This window comes from Micromonospora matsumotoense (assembly GCF_050951065.1).
Lineage (GTDB): Bacteria > Actinomycetota > Actinomycetes > Mycobacteriales > Micromonosporaceae > Micromonospora > Micromonospora matsumotoensis.
Window position 1 is genome coordinate 7,383,879 of record NZ_CP192025.1, and the last position, 14,801, is coordinate 7,398,679.

Consider the following 14,801-nt stretch of genomic DNA (forward strand, 5'->3'; position numbering starts at 1 on the left):
TACGCGTCTGGGTGGGGTGCGGCTGTCAGGCGGGGGTGGGGGCTGGTTCTGGTTCGGGGGCGGGGGTTTTGCGGCGGAGTTTGGTCAGCCAGGGGGCGTCCGGGGCACCGTCGAGGACGCCGCCGTCCGGGTCGTCGGGGTAGGTCCAGCGGACGGCGTCCCGCTCCGGGTGCAGGATGTCCTTGACGATCAGGACGCAGAGCACCACCACCGTGCCGAGCCGTAGCGACGAGGCCAGCACGAAGACGCCCTCGGGGAAGACCGGCCGGCTGGTGGCCGAGCCGAGCAGTTCGCCGTAGAAGGCGACGAAGTAGCACACCTCGGCGAACTGCCAGGCGAGGAAGGCCCCCCAGCGGGGTCGGGCGAGCACCGCCAGCGGCAGCAGCCAGAGCACGAACTGCTGTGACCAGACCTTGCTGAAGATCAGGAAGGCGGCCACCACGAGGAAGGCGAGCTGGGCCAGCCGGGGCCGGCGAGGCGCCCGCAGGGTCAGCACGGCCACCCCGATGCAGGCCAGCCCGAACAGGGCGTACGACAGGTTGTTGAGGGTGGGGATGTTGCCATTCAGCCACTGGAAGGGGCCCTGGTCGCCGGGGGCGCCGGTGTTCACCTTGCCGTCGAGGTACCGCCCGATGTACCAGAGGGTGCCCCAGTCGATGGGCCGGGTGGTGTTCAGCTCGAAGAACCGACCCCAGTTGTCCGGGTAGCGGATCGCCGTCGGCAGGTTCACCGCGACCAGCGCGACCAGGCCGGTGGCGACGGCGGTGAACGCGGCCCGCAGCCGATTCGCCCGCAGGCCGAGGATCAGGATCGGGCCGAGCAGGAACAGCGGCCACATCTTCGCCGCACCGCCCAGGCCGAGCAGAACCCCGGCCAGGACGGGTTGTCGTTTCGCCCAGGCGGCCAGCCCGAGAGCGGCCAGCCCGATGGCGAGGAAGTCCCAGTTGACGGTGGCGGTGAGGAACAGCGCCGGGGCCAGCGCGAAGAGTGCCGCGTCCCAGGGTCGTCGGCGGCGCAGGGCGAGGATCACCGCGGCGGTGGCGACGGCGAGCGCGCTGAGGGTCAACGCGGTGGCGTTGTAGAACCACCGCCCCTGGTTGATCGTCGGGTCGTCGACGCCGACGGCGTGCACCGGCAGGCCGAGCGCGCCCATCATGTAGCCGGTGAGCACCGGGTATTCCACCGGGTGGTCCCGGTAGGGGACCTTGCCCTCGTGCAGGCCCTCGGCGTAATAGAGGGCCAGCACGTCGGTGTAGCACATCCGGGTGTACTGGATGTTGTTCTGCCAGGCACCGTTCTGGCAGGGCGCCTTCTGCACCCAGTGCAGGGCCAGGGTCAGGCAGGCCAGGGCCAGCACGATCCGGGCCGCCGTCCAGAACCGACTCTCCCGACCGGCGGGCCGGTCGACGGCGACGGCGTGGTCGCCGAGCGGCCCGCCGATCGCCTCCGAGACGCCCCGGACGAAGCCGTCCGATCGGGACGGGTGGTCGCTGCTCCCGGCGTCGTCGATGCCGGGCGTCGGCTGGGTGCTCATGAGAATGCATCCTGCCCTATGAATGGCTCTCGGACGAGCAGCATCTTCCTCCGGAGGCCCGCTGCACCCCGCTCAGATCGCCCCTCGGTGGCCTGGGGGAGAGACGCCGCTGCCGGCGACCGCAGGTCTGCGGGTCGCCGGCAGCGGCATAGACGATCGTCGGTGTACTGGTCAGCTCAGTCCCGGGTACGTGGAGTCGGCAGCAGCCCGCCGCCGTTCCCGCCGTTCTGGCCGGGGAGGTTCTGGTTGGGCGGGGTCACCGGACTGCCGCCCGGGTTGTTACCTCCCGGATTACCGCCCTGGTTCCCGCCGGGGTTGCCCCCCTGGTTCCCACCCGGGTTGTTGCCGCCCTGGTTGCCGCCGCCCAGCAGGCACTGCAGGTCGGTGGGGGCACAGTTCGGCCCGGTCGGGGCGTTCGGCGGCGGCGGAGGCGGCGGAGGCGGGGTGCCGTTGCCGGACTCCGGGTCGCCGACCTTCGCCGCCGGCGGGAAGTCCAGCTTGTCCTCGCCCTTGAGCGCGCCGTTCATGACCCGCTCCCAGATCTCGCCGGGCATGGTCGCACCGCTGATCTTGGTGCCGTCGTTCAGCTTGATCGCTTCCCGCTTGCCCTTGTTGCCCACCCAGACGGCGGTGGCGAGCTGCGGGGTGTACCCGATGGTCCAGGCGTCACCGTTCTGGTCGGTGCCCTCCTTGAGCTCCCAGGTGCCGGTCTTGGCGGTGGCCTTCCGGCCGTCCGCCAGGGTGTGGTTGATCTTGCCCGGGTAGTCCTTCAGCACGTCGGTCACGTCGGCGACCACGTCCGGGTTGATCCGCTTCTGCGGCTTGAGCTGCTCGCCGCCGAGCTTCTCCCACTTGCCGGTCTCCTTGTTCTGCTTCTCGGCGGAGATCAGGAAGTGGGCCTTGTTGTAGATGCCCTTGTTGGCGAAGGTGGCGATGCCGTTGGCGTGGTCGAGCACGGTGATCGGGTACTGACCGTAGGCGACCACGTGGTAGAAGGGGTCGGGTGCCAGGTCGGCGGCCTTCTCCTTGGCCAGGTCGTGCCCCTTGGGCGGGCTCACGTTCGTCTGCCACATCATGCTGACGCCGGCCTTGGCCGCCATGTCGACGATCTTGTCGGGCCCGATATCCAGGCTGACGTGGTAGAACGGCACGTTCAGCGACTTCAGGGTCGACTCGCGCAGCGTGCAGGAGTCACCACAACTGGGGTTGTCGGTGCCGGCGTTGCTGACCCGGAACTTGTCGCCCTCCGGGGTGAACGCCCGGCCCTTCCAGCGCGAGTCGACGGACTTGCCCGCCTCCAACGCCGCCGCCAGCGTGTAGATCTTGAAACTGGAGCCGGGCGAATGCCCGCCGGTGATGTTGCCGTTGGTGTCGGTGTTCGTGCCGGCGTAGTCGGTGCCGGTGCCGTCGTCCCCGCCGTAGTAGCCGAGCACCCGGCCGTTGCGCGGGTCGACGGAGACCACGGCGGCCATCAGGTTCTTGCGCGCGCCGTCCAACTCGGAGCCCTTGGTGCTGCGCTGGGCGGCGGTGGTCACGGCCTTCTGCACCTTGTTGTCGATGGTGGTCCTGATCCGGTAGCCACCCTCGCGGAGCATCGCCGAGCAGCGCGGCTTACGCTCGGTCACTTCCGCGTCGTTGTCGGTGCAGAGCTTCTTCTCCCGCATCTCCGCCGAGACGTAGTTGATGACGTTGCCGATCGGGGTGTTGACGCCGAACTTGACGCCGGAGCGGGACTCCTTGGGGGTCTGCAGCGTCTTGGTCGGGTACTCCGTCGGATGCGCCGGCCGGCCGGGGGCATCGACCCAGCGCATCTCGATCATGTTCTTGATGACGTAGTCCCAGCGGTCCTTGGCTTCGACGGGGTTGAGCGCCGGGTCGAAACCCTTGTGCGTGGCGCTCGGTTCCGGCTGCTTGATCAGGGCGGCGAGCACGGCGGCCTCGGCCACGTCGATCTTCGAGACCGACTTGCCGAAGTAGGTCTGCGCCGCCGCCTCGATGCCGTACGCGTTGCGCCCGAAGTAGATGGTGTTGAGGTAGTGCTCCATGATCTGTTCCTTGGTGAACTGATCATTGAGCTTGGAGGCGACGATCGCCTCCTTCACCTTCCGCGCGTACGAGTCGTCCTGGAGGTTCTCGTAGGCGTTGCGGGCGTACTGCTGGGTGATCGTCGAGGCGCCCTGCTTGTCGCCGTTGGAGAGGTTGTTCCAGGCGGCCCGGGCGATGCCCTTGTAGTCGACGCCGGCGTGCTCGTAGAAGTTCTTGTCCTCCGCCGCCGCCACCGCGTCCCGCATGTGCTGCGGAATCTGGTTGATCGAGACGAATGTCCGGTTCTGCTCGCCCACCTTGGCGATGACCGTCTTGTTGTCGGCCGCGTAGATGGTCGTGGCGAGCGGCAGCTTGATCTGGGCGGGCAGCACCACGGTGGTGGAGTAGTAGGTGAACCCGACCACACCGAGGCCGGCGAGCATGATGAAGACCGCGAACCCGGCGATCAGCAGGTTGATCCGCTTGCGCCGCTTCGCCCGCGCCAGCGCGTCCGGGTCACCCGGCCCGCGTCCGCGTCCGCCGCCGGCACCACCGCCGTAGCCGCGACCCGGCCCGTTCGGGCCGCCCGGTCCGCCGCCGCCGCCGACCTGCGCGACGCCGGCCCGCGCCACCGAGGCCCGCCCGGCGGAGCCGACCGAGGCCGCGCCGACGCTGGCCCGACCGGCGGGGGCCGTCCCGACGCTGACCCGACCGGCCGGTCCACCCGCCGGGGAGACCGGCACGGAGGCACGGCCCGCGCCACCCCATCCCGACGCCGCCGGGGAGACCGGCACGGAGGCACGACCCGGCCCGGCCGGGGAGACCGGCACCGAGGCACGACCGGGGCCGGCCCGGCCGACCGGGGCCGCACCGCCTGTCGCGCGCGGCGGGGGCACCGCCGCCGAGGCCCGTCCGGTGGGCGCGGCACCGCCGACCGAGGCGCGGCCGGCCGGGGCTGCACCCCGGGCGTCACCGCCCCGTCGGGGGTACGCGTCGTCCGCCCCCGGTCCGGGGCCGCCGTTCGAACCCGGTACCTGGGCCCGCGCGCGCGGGGAACTGGGATCGCCGTACGAGTTCATTCCTCACACCCTGCCGGTCGCGGTGGGACGCGGGGGCGCCACCACCGGGTTGCCGTGAGTTGACACACGCGCCATGGGGCCGGCAAGGGGCCGGATGCGCGCTGCAATTTCCACATCATTCGGGCCAATCGGGCCGATGGGCCGCCGGTCGCGGTGTCTGTGTCCTACGACACCAGAGTCGACCGGAGCAGCCAGGTTCACCGTTGCGCCTCTCGCCTTCGCTCCTGCGTGGCAGCCGTGGCGGCCTCCGCCACACCCTGTTCCGGGCCGCCCTCGGCCAGCCCGTCCCGGCCGAGCAGGAACTGCTCGACGAGATGGTTCCAGTCACAGCCGAGGCACACCTCCACCACGAAGACCTGGAACTCACGCAGCGTCATCGCCAGCGCAGGTAGCTCGGCCAACGTGCGTGCCTGCCCGGCGGACTGCCTGAGTTCGTCCCCGTAAATGTAGTGGACGTGGGTGAGGTTCTCGCTCCGGCAGATCGGACACCGTTGCTCGGTCGGCTCCCCGTGGAAGCGGGCCGCGTTCTTCAGGTACGGCGAGGCGTCGCAGACGTCGTACGTGCCGACCCGTCCGGCGAGCACGTCACGCAGCACTGCTCGCTTCTGCAGCGAGTAGTCGACGACCTGACGAGACGTCCGCATGCGGCAAAGGGTACGCGTTCCGATCGGGTGGGGCGACCACCGTCACGATCCGTGCACGGGCTGGCGCGGAACGGGGGTTTGCCCTGACGGCAGACGAGGTACTAACGTGCGATGTATCGGTCCGATACATCGAGGCGGTTAAGCTGCCGCTCCGAGGGTAAGGGAAGGGTGGCCCGTGCTCGAACTCGCCATCCTCGGCCTCCTTCAGGAGGCCCCGATGCACGGCTACGAACTCCGCAAGGAGCTCACCGCCAAGCTCGGCGCCATCCGGGCAGCGATCAGCTACGGCTCGCTCTACCCGACCCTGCGCAGGTTGCAGGCGGCGGGTTGGATCACCGAAGCCACCGACGCCCCGGCCACCGCCGAGGAGGTTCCCGCGCTGACCAGCCGACGAGGTCGGGTGGTCTACAAGATCACTGCGGAGGGCAAGGAACGCTTCGCCCAGCTGATCGCGCAGGCCGGGCCCGAGACGTACGACGACACGGGCTTCGGTGTGCACTTCGCGTTCTTCGCCCGCACCGACCAGGCGACCCGGCTGCGCATCCTGGAGGGTCGCCGCCGCACGATCGAGGAGCGTCGCGAAGGACTTCGGGACGTGCTGGGCCGGGCGGCCGAGCGTCTCGACGCGTACACCCTGGAATTGCAACGCCACGGCCTCGACGCGTGCGAGCGCGAGGTCCGCTGGCTGGAGGAGCTCATCGCCAACGAGCGCTCCGGCCGTGCCCCGGCCGTCCCGCGACCCGGGACGGCCGGCGGTCCACGAGACAACAACAGCCCGCCTCCGCCTGGAGAGTCCAGGAATGAGCGGCCGTGATGAAGAAGAAGGAGGCAGACGCTATGGGCTCCGTCCGCGTCGCCATCGTCGGTGTGGGTAACTGCGCCTCGTCCCTCGTGCAGGGCGTGGAGTACTACCGCAACGCCGACCCGAACGACCGCGTCCCGGGTCTCATGCACGTCACCTTCGGCGACTACCACGTATCGGACGTGGACTTTGTCGCGGCGTTCGACGTGGACGCCAAGAAGGTCGGCATGGACCTCGCGGAGGCGATCGTCGCCAGCGAGAACAACACCATCAAGCTCTGCGACGTGCCGCCCACCGGCATCAGCGTCCAGCGCGGCCCGACCTTCGACGGCCTGGGCCAGTACTACCGCGAGATCATCGAGGAGTCCGACGCCGAGTCGGTCGACGTGGTCAAGGCGCTGCGCGACGCCCAGGTCGACGTGGTCGTCTGCTACCTGCCGGTCGGTTCCGAGCAGGCCGCCAAGTTCTACGCCCAGGCCGCGATCGACGCCGGCTGCGCCTTCGTCAACGCGCTGCCGGTCTTCATCGCCTCCGACCCGGAGTGGGCGCAGAAGTTCACCGACGCCGGCCTGCCGATCGTCGGTGACGACATCAAGAGCCAGGTCGGCGCGACCATCGTGCACCGCGCGCTGGCGAAGTTGTTCGAGGACCGGGGCGTCGAGCTGCTGCGCACCTACCAGCTCAACTTCGGCGGCAACATGGACTTCATGAACATGCTGGAGCGCACCCGGCTGGTCTCGAAGAAGATCTCGAAGACCCAGTCGGTGACGTCCCAGATCCCGCACGAGATGGTCAAGAGCGACGTGCACATCGGCCCGTCGGACCACGTGCCGTGGCTGGACGACCGCAAGTGGGCCTACATCCGCCTGGAGGGCCGCTCCTTCGGTGACACCCCGCTCAACGCCGAGCTGAAGCTCGAGGTGTGGGACTCGCCGAACTCCGCCGGTGTCATCATCGACGCCGTCCGGGCCGCCAAGATCGCCCTGGACCGCAAGGTCGGTGGCCCGATCCTCTCGGCCTCCTCGTACTTCATGAAGTCCCCCCCGGAGCAGTACGCCGACCACGACGCGCACGCCGCCGTCGAGTCCTTCATCAAGGGCGACATCGAGCGCTGACGCGCTGAACACCAGCACCACCGAGGGCCGGGTTCCAGACGGAACCCGGCCCTCGCTGGTCACCTCAGACCGACATCTCCAGGTACGGCGACAGCCGCAGGACGAGTTCCTCCACCGAGTCGACCTCGCCGCTGGCCATCGCGTCGGTCAGCGCCATTCGCTCCTTGGCCGGCATGTTCAGGTTCAGACCGCTTCGCCGCAGGAACACGCGCGTTGTCGCCCAGGCAAGCCCGGCATTCCACATGTCGAGCGGTCGCCACATCATCAACCCGTGCAGCAGCGCCGCCGACTTGTCCAACGCGGTCGGATAGACGGCGCGCCCCATGAGTCGGGCGTGCGGGCGGGCCACTGCGGCTACGAGAATGCCGGCATCCCGCACCCGACTCTGCGGACCGGTGTGCTCGGCGAGGAGAGTCAGCAGATCCTCCGGCTCCGGCCAGGGCTGAGTCAGCGTCATCGGTCACCTAACATCTCGAAGAACTCGGCATCGTCCTCGAAGACCCGCCGGGCAGCCTGGCGGGTCCACTCGTCGCGCTCGTGCCGGTCCAGGTACGCCTGCACCGCCACCTCGACCGTCTTGTGCATCGACCGGTGCTCCGCCTCGGCGAGTTCCTTGAGTCGCTGCTCGACCTCGGGCTTCAGGTTCAGGGTGAAGGCCATACCAGAGTTGTATAACTCGCCCGTCGGCTGGTCAACCACGCTCGGCGTCACGTCTCCTCCTTACTGGGTCGTCCGGAACGATGGTGGCGAGGATCGCTCGGATCAGTGCGGACGGACTGTGCGATGAGCCGGTCGAGCAGATCCGCTCGGCCCACTCCGACGCCCGACCCGAGCGCCGCCAGGAAGCCACGCTCCACGAGCCGCCGCGCCTGGCAGGGGAACGGTTCGCCACAGGCACACCGGCCGTCGTCTGCGAGCGGGTGACGGCGGTGCAGCCGGTGACTCCACCGCCAGATGGTCGGTGACACGCACTCCACCGGCGGCTCGGCCGGCGGGTCCTCCGGATCGAAGCTGAGCCGCATCAGCCCACCGCCGACCCGAGTCGCCACCGCCAGGCCCGGCTGAGCAGTGGTGCCGGCCGTGCTCGCCCCCGCCGGTGCGGGGCGAGCCAGCGCCGCAGTGCGCAGCGCCGCTGCGGCGGTACCGGATCGAGCACCGGCAGACCCAGCTCCACCAGGCGATTCGCCGCCGCGTTGGCCGACGGACACGGTACGACGGTCAGGCAGACCCGGCACTGCTGGCTCTCAGGATCGGCGACGTGCGCGGCGATGATCTCGTGCGCGGCGCGGCTCTCCACCCGCGCCCGGGTTTCGTACAGGCCCACTGGCACCCCTTCGCAAGGGGCGGACGCGCGGTCCCGGGGTCACCACCGCGAGGGGGATTCCCGGCGGGGGTCCGCACGTCCGCCCGGCTCGGGCCCGGGGGTGCGCCGTCGAGCCGCACCCCCGGACCAGGAAACCGAGGGGGTACGCACCGCGACGCACGCCGGCACCCGCTTCGCGCGGGTACGACGTGGTAGACAGTCGGGGAGTCGTTCCCCGGGACGCCGGCCATCGCGCTGCGCCTCCCGTTCGGCTCGTTCCCGGACCGGGGTGGGCATGCCGCCAAGCCGTCCCACCCCGGTCCGTCCTCATCTCGACCGTCGATCACCTTCGGTAATCACAGCCACACGCAGAATGCACGCTGCCGCACCGATACGCAAGATTGCGTATCAGCGGTTCTCACTCCATGCTGTTCTGGCGTGACAGCGGCGGCTCGGCGGGCGGGGGTACGAGATGATCAATGAACAGGCAGCGACGCTACGGGCACAGTGGATCGGCCAGCAGCTTCGCGCGATGCGGGAGGGTGCCCGGCTGACCCTCAAGGACGTGGGCGACTTCATCAACCGCAACGCGTCCACCGTGAGCCGGATGGAGTCCGGGATCATTCCGCCCCGGGTGCCCGAGGTCCTCGCCTACCTCGACCTGTGCGGCGTCGACGACCCGCGTCGCCGCGACGACCTCAAGACCATGGCCCAGGACGCCTGGCAGAAGGGCTGGTGGGACGGTTTCAGCGCCAACGTCGCCGGCTCGCTGATCGACTGGATCTGGCTGGAGAGCCGGGCCACCGAAATCCGGTCCTTCCAGGCATCTGTCATTCCCGGGCTGCTCCAGACCCGGGCCTACGCCAAGGCCCTGATCGGAGCCTGGGACGAGGCCGCCACGGACGATGAGGTCGCCCGATACGTCGAGGTCCGGATGCAGCGGCAGAGGCGGCTGGAGGAACCCGACCCCGTCCGGCTCTCCACCGTCATCGACGAAGGCGCTCTCCGGCGGGTCGTCGGCGGACCAGAGGTCATGCGCGCCCAACTCGCCCACCTTCGCACGGTGGCCGGCTGGTCGAACGTCGAGGTCATGATCCTGCCGGCCAGCGCCGGAGCCCACGCATGTCCGGACGGGACCTTTGATGTCTTCCGGATGCGCCGCCCCTACGCACCGACCGGCTGCGTCTCCACTGCCGTGGGAGCCGTGGTGGTGGAAGGAGAGAAGGCCGATTCGCTGCACCAGCGCTACGATCGACTGCGCCGGGCGGCGCTGCGCAACGGTGCCGTGCAGCGATTCCTCTTCGATCTGGAAGCGCGTCTGGAGTGAGCCAATGGCGATTATCGACCAATCCGCCAGTACCGGGTTTTCGGTGGCCTGGCACGTCAGCACCCGCAGCGGCAACGGTGGTGGCGACTGTGTCGAGGCCGGGCCGGTGCTGGACGGCAGTGGCCGGTTCGCCGTACGCGACAGCAAGGACCGTGGCGGCCCGCTTCTGCTCTACCCCGCCGCCGGCTGGGCCGCCTTCGTCACGGACCTCCGCGCAGGTCGCCTCGCCCCACTCCCCTGACCCACCGACCCGCCGTACCTCCATGGTCAACTCCATTGTGCCGATACTGCGGTATCCGCTCACCGCCGACACCGCTACATCGGCCCAACTGCGAGGGCATAGGCGAGGGCTGGCCTTTACCCGATCAGGACCAGGCACGGCGCAGGGCGACGCCTGCCTCCAACTCCAACAGGGTCACCTTGCGGGGTAGGCCGCCACCGAAGCCGACCAGCTTGCCGCCCGCACCGACGATCCGGTGGCAGGGGACGATCACCGGCACCGGGTTGCGGTTGCAGGCCACCCCGACTGCCCGCGCCGCGCCGGGATCGCCGACCCGCCGGGCCACCTCGCCGTAGGTGAGCGTCTCCCCGTACGGGATGCGGGTCATCTCCCGCCAGACGGCACGCTCGAACTCGGAGCCGCGCGGCATGACCACCGGCACGGTGAACCCGGTCAGCTCACCGGCGAAGTACGCCCTCAGCTCCGCGACCACCCGACCGGCCAGCGTGTCGCCGGGCTCGTCGTCGGCCGACGTGACCCGGCCGAAGTGCGTGCCACAGACCGCCGTCCCGTCGGTGGCCACGGAGAACTGACCGATCGGCGAGTCCAGCACGGTCCAACGCATGCCGGCCATTCTTCCCGCCCCGCCGGGACACCGGCCGGTGACCCTAGCTCCCGTACGAGATGGTCCATCCCTTGCCGTCGAAGACGGCCTTCGCGCTGGTCATGCCGGCGGGGTACGACACCTGCGCGGGTGTGGTGAGTTCGGAGACGTCCATCACCTCGCTGCTCTCGAAGCTCCCGAAGGCGACCCAGTAGGTGGGCTTCGGGTCGAGCTCGACCCCGGCGTTCGTCAGGGTCGGCACGACGAAGGTGCCGGCCCCCGGCCACGAACTGCGTTCCGGGGACGAGCGCCCCGACAGCGGAAGCCGCTGCTGGTCGACGCGGTCACCGGGACGGTGCTCGGCACGCTGCCGGTGGCCGAGGTCGCCTGGGTCGGCGACGACCGGCTGCTCTACCGGCGGCCCGGCGGTTACCGGGACGTCGTACTCGCCGACCCCGCCGGCCACGAGCTGCAACGGTTGCCGCTGCCGCGGGAGTTGGCCGAACGGACGGTGTCCATCGCCCCCAAATGATCACGCAGAACGTTGCGTCGGGTCGCTACCGTGCAGGTCGTGGCCACGGGGACGCTCATCTTTCTGATCATCGGTGGGGCGGGCGTCGGCGTGCTGGCGCTCGCCCTGCTCGGCGGCGAACTCCTGCACTTCGGTCATCCCGGCGTCGACGGTCCGGTCTCCGTCGAGGCGGTCGCCGGCTTCCTCGGCGCGTTCGGCTTCGGCGCGGCCATCGTCAACGAACTGCTCGGCGGGCGTACCCCGGGGATGATCGCGGCGGCGGTCGGTGGCGGCGCGCTCGCCGCGGTGCCCACCGCGTGGCTGGCGGGGCGGCTGAGCCGGGCGGCGCGCGACATGCGCACCGACGCCACCCCCACCCGGGACGACCTGGTCGGCGCGCTCGGCCTGGTGGTCACCCCGATCCCGACCGGCGGCTACGGCGAGGTACGGGTACGCGTCGCCGGCCAGCCGGTGAAACTCAACGCCCGTGCCGACGAGCCCATCCCGCTCGGCGCGCAGATCTTCGTGGTGCAGACGCTGAGCGAGACCAGCGTGCACGTCGAGACCTACTGACCCTCTTCTCGCAGAGACGGAACCCCCATGCCTCTCCTCATCGCCATCGGTGGCGCGGTCGTCCTCGCCCTCGTCCTCGTGATGTTCGTGCTCTCCCGGATCAAGGTGGCCGGGCCGAACGAGGCGTTCATCGTCACCGGCCGCAAGGGGCGGACCACGCAGACCGCCGACGGCGGCCGGTCCACCGACAACTCCGGCCAGAAGGTCGTGCTCGGCGCGTCGGTCTTCGTCCTGCCGGTGGTGCAGAAGCTCCAGTCACTCGACCTGTCCAGCCGCCGCATCGACGTGGGCATCCGGGGCGCGGTCAGCAAGCAGGGCATCCGGGCCGACCTGCACGGCGTGGCCATCGTGAAGGTCGGCGGCACCGAGGACGCGATCCGGGCCGCCGCCCAGCGGTTCCTGCACCAGCAGGCCGAGATCGACAACTTCACCCGGGAGGTGCTGGCCGGCGCGCTGCGCTCGATCGTCGGCCGGCTCACCGTCGAGGAGGTCATCCGGGACCGGGCCGCGTTCGCCAACGCGGTCGCCGAGGAGGCCGAGCACTCGATGACCAACCAGGGGCTGGTGCTGGACACCTTCCAGCTCCAGGACATCCTCGCCGAGGGGTCGTACCTGCAGGACCTGGGTCGGCCCGAGGCGGCCCGGGTGCTCAAGGACGCCGCCATCGCCGAGGCCCGCGCCCGGCAGCAGGCCGAGCAGGAGCGGCTGCTGGCCGAGGAGGCGATCGCCGAGGCCAACCGGAACCTGTCGCTGAAGCAGGCCGGCATCCAGGCCGAGATCGACGCGGCGAAGGCGAAGTCGGCGGCTGCCGGGCCGCTCGCCCAGGCCGAGCGGGACCAGGCGATCCTCTCCGAGCAGCAGAAGGTGGCCGAGCGCAACGCCGAGCTGAAGCAGCGCCAGCTCGACACCGAGGTGCGCAAGCCGGCCGACGCGGCCCGGTACAAGGTGGAGCAGGAGGCGGAGGCGGCCCGTAACGCGGCCGTGCTGAGCGCCGACGCGCAGCGGCAGGCCACCATCGCCGCCGCCCAGGCCTCCGCCGAGCAGGCCCGGCTCACCGGTGAGGGTGAGCGGGCCCGCCGGGCGGCGCTGGCCGAGGCGAACGCCATCGAAGGCGCCAAGGAGGGTGAGGCCGAGCAGCGGCGGCGGTCCGCCATCGCCGAGGCGGTCGAGCGGGAGGGCCAGGCCGAGGCCACGGCCATCCTGGCCCGGGGTCAGGCCGAGGCCGACGCGATGGCCCGCAAGGCCGAGGCGTTCGCCGCGTACGGTGAAGCCGCCGTGCTGGACCTGCTGGTCCGGGTGCTGCCGCAGGTGGTCGAGGCGGCCAGCGCCCCGATCGGCGCGATCGACAAGCTGACGGTGATCTCCACCGACGGGGCGTCCTCGCTGACCAAGTCGGTGGCCGGGAACGTGGCCCAGGGCCTCCAACTCGGCTCCGACCTCACCGGCATCGACCTGCCGGCCCTGCTCGCCAAGCTGGGCTCGGCGTCGGCCGGGTCCCCGGCCAACGGCAAGTCGCCGGTCGAGGGCAGCGCGGTCGAGACCCGCTGACCCGACGACGAAGGGGGCCGTCCGGAATCCGGACGGCCCCCTTTCGGGTACGTCAGCGCAGGCCCTGGTCGTGGGCCCAGCGCAGCAGCTCCGCCTCGGCCTCGTCGCGGTCGAGCGGGCCGCGTTCCAGGCGCAGCTCCTTGAGGTGCTGCCAGGCCCGGCCGACCAGCGGACCTGGCGGCACCCCGAGCAGCTCCATGATCGCGTTGCCGTCCAGGTCGGGCCGGACCCGGGCCAGGTCCTCCTCGGCGGCGATCCGGGTGATCCGCTCCTCCAACGCGTCGTAGTCGGCGGCGAGTTGGGCGGCCTTGCGCCGGTTGCGGGTGGTGCAGTCCGAGCGGGTCAGCTTGTGCAGCCGGTCCACCAGGTCACCGGCGTCGGTCACGTACCGGCGGACGGCCGAGTCGGTCCACTCGCCCCGGCCGTACCCGTAGAACCGCAGGTGCAGTCCGACCAGCTTGGTGACCTGGCTGGTGACGTCCTTCGGGTAACGCATGGCCTTCAGCCGGGCCTTGGTCAGCCGGGCACCGACCACCTCGTGGTGGTGGAAGCTGACCCGACCGTCCGCGCCGACCGCCTTGGTGGCCGGCTTGCCCACGTCGTGCATGAGCGCGGCCATCCGGAGCACGAAGTCACAGCCGTCCGTCTCGTAGGACACCGCGTTGCTGACCACGGTCAGGGTGTGCTCGTAGACGTCCTTGTGCTGGGCGTGCTCGTCGATGGTCAGCTTGAGGCCGGTCAGCTCGGGCAGGAACCGGTCGGCCAGCCCGGTGTCGACCAGCAGCCGCAGCCCGGTGATCGGGTCGGTGCCGCAGAGCAGCTTGGTGAACTCGTCGCGGATCCGCTCGGCGGTGATCCGGTCCAGGTCGGCGGCCATCGAGGTCATCGCCGTACGCACGTCGGGGTGGACGGCGAAGCAGAGCTGGGCGGCGAACCGGGCGGCCCGCAGCATCCGCAGCGGGTCGTCGCCGAACGACTCGGCGGGCGTGCCCGGGGTACGGATGATCTTGGCGGCCAGATCGTCCAGGCCGCCGTGCGGGTCGGTGAACCGGTGCTCGGGGAGGCTGACCGCCATCGCGTTGACGGTGAAGTCGCGCCGCCGCAGGTCGTCGGTGAGGTTGGTGCCGTACTCGACCACCGGGTTGCGGCTGACCTGGTCGTACGCCTCGGCGCGGAAGGTGGTGATCTCCAACCGGAGGCCGTCACGCTGACAGCCGATGGTGCCGAACTCCCGACCGGTCTCCCAGATCGACTCGGCCCAGCCCTTGATGATCCGCAGCGTCTGGTCGGGGTGGGCGTCGGTGCAGAAGTCCAGGTCGTCGCCGAGCCGGCTGAGCAGGGCGTCGCGCACCGAACCACCCACCAGGTGCAGCTCGTGCCCGGCACGGGCGAACCGGCGGCCCAACTCGTCGGCGACCGGCGAGACGCGGAGCAGTTCGGCGACGGCGTTGCGCTGCACGGTGGTCAGCTCACGGCGTTCGGCGGCGTGGGGTGCGGAGGCTTCGGACATGGGATC

General features: G+C 70.5%; 16 protein-coding genes. 7 read left to right on the top strand and 9 right to left on the bottom strand.

Annotated features, from left to right (window positions below):
- Window positions 1–25 precede the first annotated feature (25 nt).
- The 3 genes from ACQP1S_RS31795 to ACQP1S_RS31805 form a co-directional block, all read right to left on the bottom strand.
- Window positions 26–1,534, bottom strand: a complete 1,509-nt coding sequence (locus ACQP1S_RS31795; RefSeq protein ID WP_432901796.1) for a glycosyltransferase family 87 protein — start codon at window positions 1,532–1,534, stop codon at window positions 26–28.
- Between the two features lie 176 nt (window positions 1,535–1,710).
- On the bottom strand, window positions 1,711–4,638 hold the full coding sequence (locus ACQP1S_RS31800; protein WP_432901798.1) for a transglycosylase domain-containing protein: 2,928 nt from the start codon (window positions 4,636–4,638) through the stop codon (window positions 1,711–1,713).
- A 197-nt stretch (window positions 4,639–4,835) separates the two neighbouring features.
- Window positions 4,836–5,282 carry a DUF5318 domain-containing protein gene (locus tag ACQP1S_RS31805; RefSeq protein ID WP_357892685.1) on the bottom strand — a complete coding sequence of 149 codons (447 nt, stop codon included), beginning with the start codon at window positions 5,280–5,282 and terminating at the stop codon, window positions 4,836–4,838.
- A 175-nt stretch (window positions 5,283–5,457) separates the two neighbouring features.
- Here ACQP1S_RS31805 and ACQP1S_RS31810 point away from each other — a divergent pair, with 175 nt between their 5' ends.
- Together ACQP1S_RS31810 and ACQP1S_RS31815 are read left to right on the top strand one after the other, a co-directional pair.
- On the top strand, window positions 5,458–6,096 hold the full coding sequence (locus tag ACQP1S_RS31810) for a PadR family transcriptional regulator (protein ID WP_432901800.1): 639 nt from the start codon (window positions 5,458–5,460) through the stop codon (window positions 6,094–6,096).
- A gap of 23 nt (window positions 6,097–6,119) precedes the next feature.
- Window positions 6,120–7,199: an inositol-3-phosphate synthase gene (locus ACQP1S_RS31815; protein WP_091249082.1), complete on the top strand. Its 1,080-nt coding sequence runs from the start codon at window positions 6,120–6,122 to the stop codon at window positions 7,197–7,199.
- 64 nt (window positions 7,200–7,263) lie between these two features.
- Here the strand turns inward: ACQP1S_RS31815 and ACQP1S_RS31820 are convergent, their stop codons facing one another.
- From ACQP1S_RS31820 to ACQP1S_RS31830, 3 genes are all read right to left on the bottom strand, one after another.
- Window positions 7,264–7,656: a hypothetical protein gene (locus ACQP1S_RS31820; RefSeq protein ID WP_432901803.1), complete on the bottom strand. Its 393-nt coding sequence runs from the start codon at window positions 7,654–7,656 to the stop codon at window positions 7,264–7,266.
- Window positions 7,653–7,910, bottom strand: coding sequence for a ribbon-helix-helix domain-containing protein (locus tag ACQP1S_RS31825; protein WP_432901805.1), 258 nt, complete (start codon window positions 7,908–7,910; stop codon window positions 7,653–7,655). The genes ACQP1S_RS31820 and ACQP1S_RS31825 overlap by 4 nt, the downstream gene beginning before the upstream one ends.
- Before the next feature lie 310 nt (window positions 7,911–8,220).
- On the bottom strand, window positions 8,221–8,523 hold the full coding sequence (locus ACQP1S_RS31830) for a hypothetical protein (RefSeq protein WP_432901807.1): 303 nt from the start codon (window positions 8,521–8,523) through the stop codon (window positions 8,221–8,223).
- A 451-nt stretch (window positions 8,524–8,974) separates the two neighbouring features.
- Here ACQP1S_RS31830 and ACQP1S_RS31835 point away from each other — a divergent pair, with 451 nt between their 5' ends.
- Window positions 8,975–9,829 carry a helix-turn-helix domain-containing protein gene (locus tag ACQP1S_RS31835; protein WP_432901810.1) on the top strand — a complete coding sequence of 285 codons (855 nt, stop codon included), beginning with the start codon at window positions 8,975–8,977 and terminating at the stop codon, window positions 9,827–9,829.
- 43 nt (window positions 9,830–9,872) lie between these two features.
- Window positions 9,873–10,070 (top strand): DUF397 domain-containing protein, encoded by a 198-nt coding sequence (locus ACQP1S_RS31840; RefSeq protein WP_413231985.1) that lies wholly within the window; start codon window positions 9,873–9,875, stop codon window positions 10,068–10,070.
- A 124-nt stretch (window positions 10,071–10,194) separates the two neighbouring features.
- Here ACQP1S_RS31840 and ACQP1S_RS31845 read toward each other — a convergent pair whose 3' ends face one another.
- Window positions 10,195–10,674: a methylated-DNA--[protein]-cysteine S-methyltransferase gene (locus ACQP1S_RS31845; protein WP_091249366.1), complete on the bottom strand. Its 480-nt coding sequence runs from the start codon at window positions 10,672–10,674 to the stop codon at window positions 10,195–10,197.
- 43 nt (window positions 10,675–10,717) lie between these two features.
- Complete coding sequence (locus ACQP1S_RS31850; protein WP_432901812.1) at window positions 10,718–10,915, bottom strand: hypothetical protein; 198 nt, start codon at window positions 10,913–10,915, stop codon at window positions 10,718–10,720.
- A gap of 93 nt (window positions 10,916–11,008) precedes the next feature.
- Between ACQP1S_RS31850 and ACQP1S_RS31855 the strand changes: the two genes are divergently transcribed.
- The 3 genes from ACQP1S_RS31855 to ACQP1S_RS31865 are packed head-to-tail and all read left to right on the top strand — an operon-like array spanning window position 11,009 to window position 13,285.
- Complete coding sequence (locus ACQP1S_RS31855) at window positions 11,009–11,185, top strand: hypothetical protein (protein ID WP_432901815.1); 177 nt, start codon at window positions 11,009–11,011, stop codon at window positions 11,183–11,185.
- Window positions 11,186–11,215: 30 nt separating this feature from the next.
- Complete coding sequence (locus tag ACQP1S_RS31860) at window positions 11,216–11,737, top strand: hypothetical protein (RefSeq protein WP_245722629.1); 522 nt, start codon at window positions 11,216–11,218, stop codon at window positions 11,735–11,737.
- Window positions 11,738–11,764: 27 nt separating this feature from the next.
- The gene (locus tag ACQP1S_RS31865; RefSeq protein ID WP_432901819.1) at window positions 11,765–13,285 is read left to right on the top strand and encodes a flotillin family protein; all 1,521 of its coding nucleotides are present in this window, start codon (window positions 11,765–11,767) and stop codon (window positions 13,283–13,285) included.
- A 52-nt stretch (window positions 13,286–13,337) separates the two neighbouring features.
- Here the strand turns inward: ACQP1S_RS31865 and ACQP1S_RS31870 are convergent, their stop codons facing one another.
- A complete protein-coding gene (locus ACQP1S_RS31870) occupies window positions 13,338–14,795 on the bottom strand; it encodes a CCA tRNA nucleotidyltransferase (protein ID WP_363672419.1) in 1,458 nt (485 codons plus the stop codon).
- Between the last annotated feature and the right edge of the window lie 6 nt (window positions 14,796–14,801).

Bases quoted from the DNA above. Each gene is read 5' to 3' on its own strand.
- ACQP1S_RS31805 (WP_357892685.1), bottom strand. From the start codon at position 5,282: ATGCGGACGTCTCGTCAGGTCGTCGACTACTCGCTGCAGAAGCGAGCA.
- ACQP1S_RS31835 (WP_432901810.1), top strand. From the start codon at position 8,975: ATGATCAATGAACAGGCAGCGACGCTACGGGCACAGTGGATCGGCCAG.
- ACQP1S_RS31865 (WP_432901819.1), top strand. From the start codon at position 11,765: ATGCCTCTCCTCATCGCCATCGGTGGCGCGGTCGTCCTCGCCCTCGTC.
- ACQP1S_RS31815 (WP_091249082.1), top strand. From the start codon at position 6,120: ATGGGCTCCGTCCGCGTCGCCATCGTCGGTGTGGGTAACTGCGCCTCG.
- ACQP1S_RS31845 (WP_091249366.1), bottom strand. From the start codon at position 10,674: ATGCGTTGGACCGTGCTGGACTCGCCGATCGGTCAGTTCTCCGTGGCC.
- ACQP1S_RS31800 (WP_432901798.1), bottom strand. From the start codon at position 4,638: ATGAACTCGTACGGCGATCCCAGTTCCCCGCGCGCGCGGGCCCAGGTA.
- ACQP1S_RS31820 (WP_432901803.1), bottom strand. From the start codon at position 7,656: ATGACGCTGACTCAGCCCTGGCCGGAGCCGGAGGATCTGCTGACTCTC.
- ACQP1S_RS31795 (WP_432901796.1), bottom strand. From the start codon at position 1,534: ATGAGCACCCAGCCGACGCCCGGCATCGACGACGCCGGGAGCAGCGAC.
- ACQP1S_RS31870 (WP_363672419.1), bottom strand. From the start codon at position 14,795: ATGTCCGAAGCCTCCGCACCCCACGCCGCCGAACGCCGTGAGCTGACC.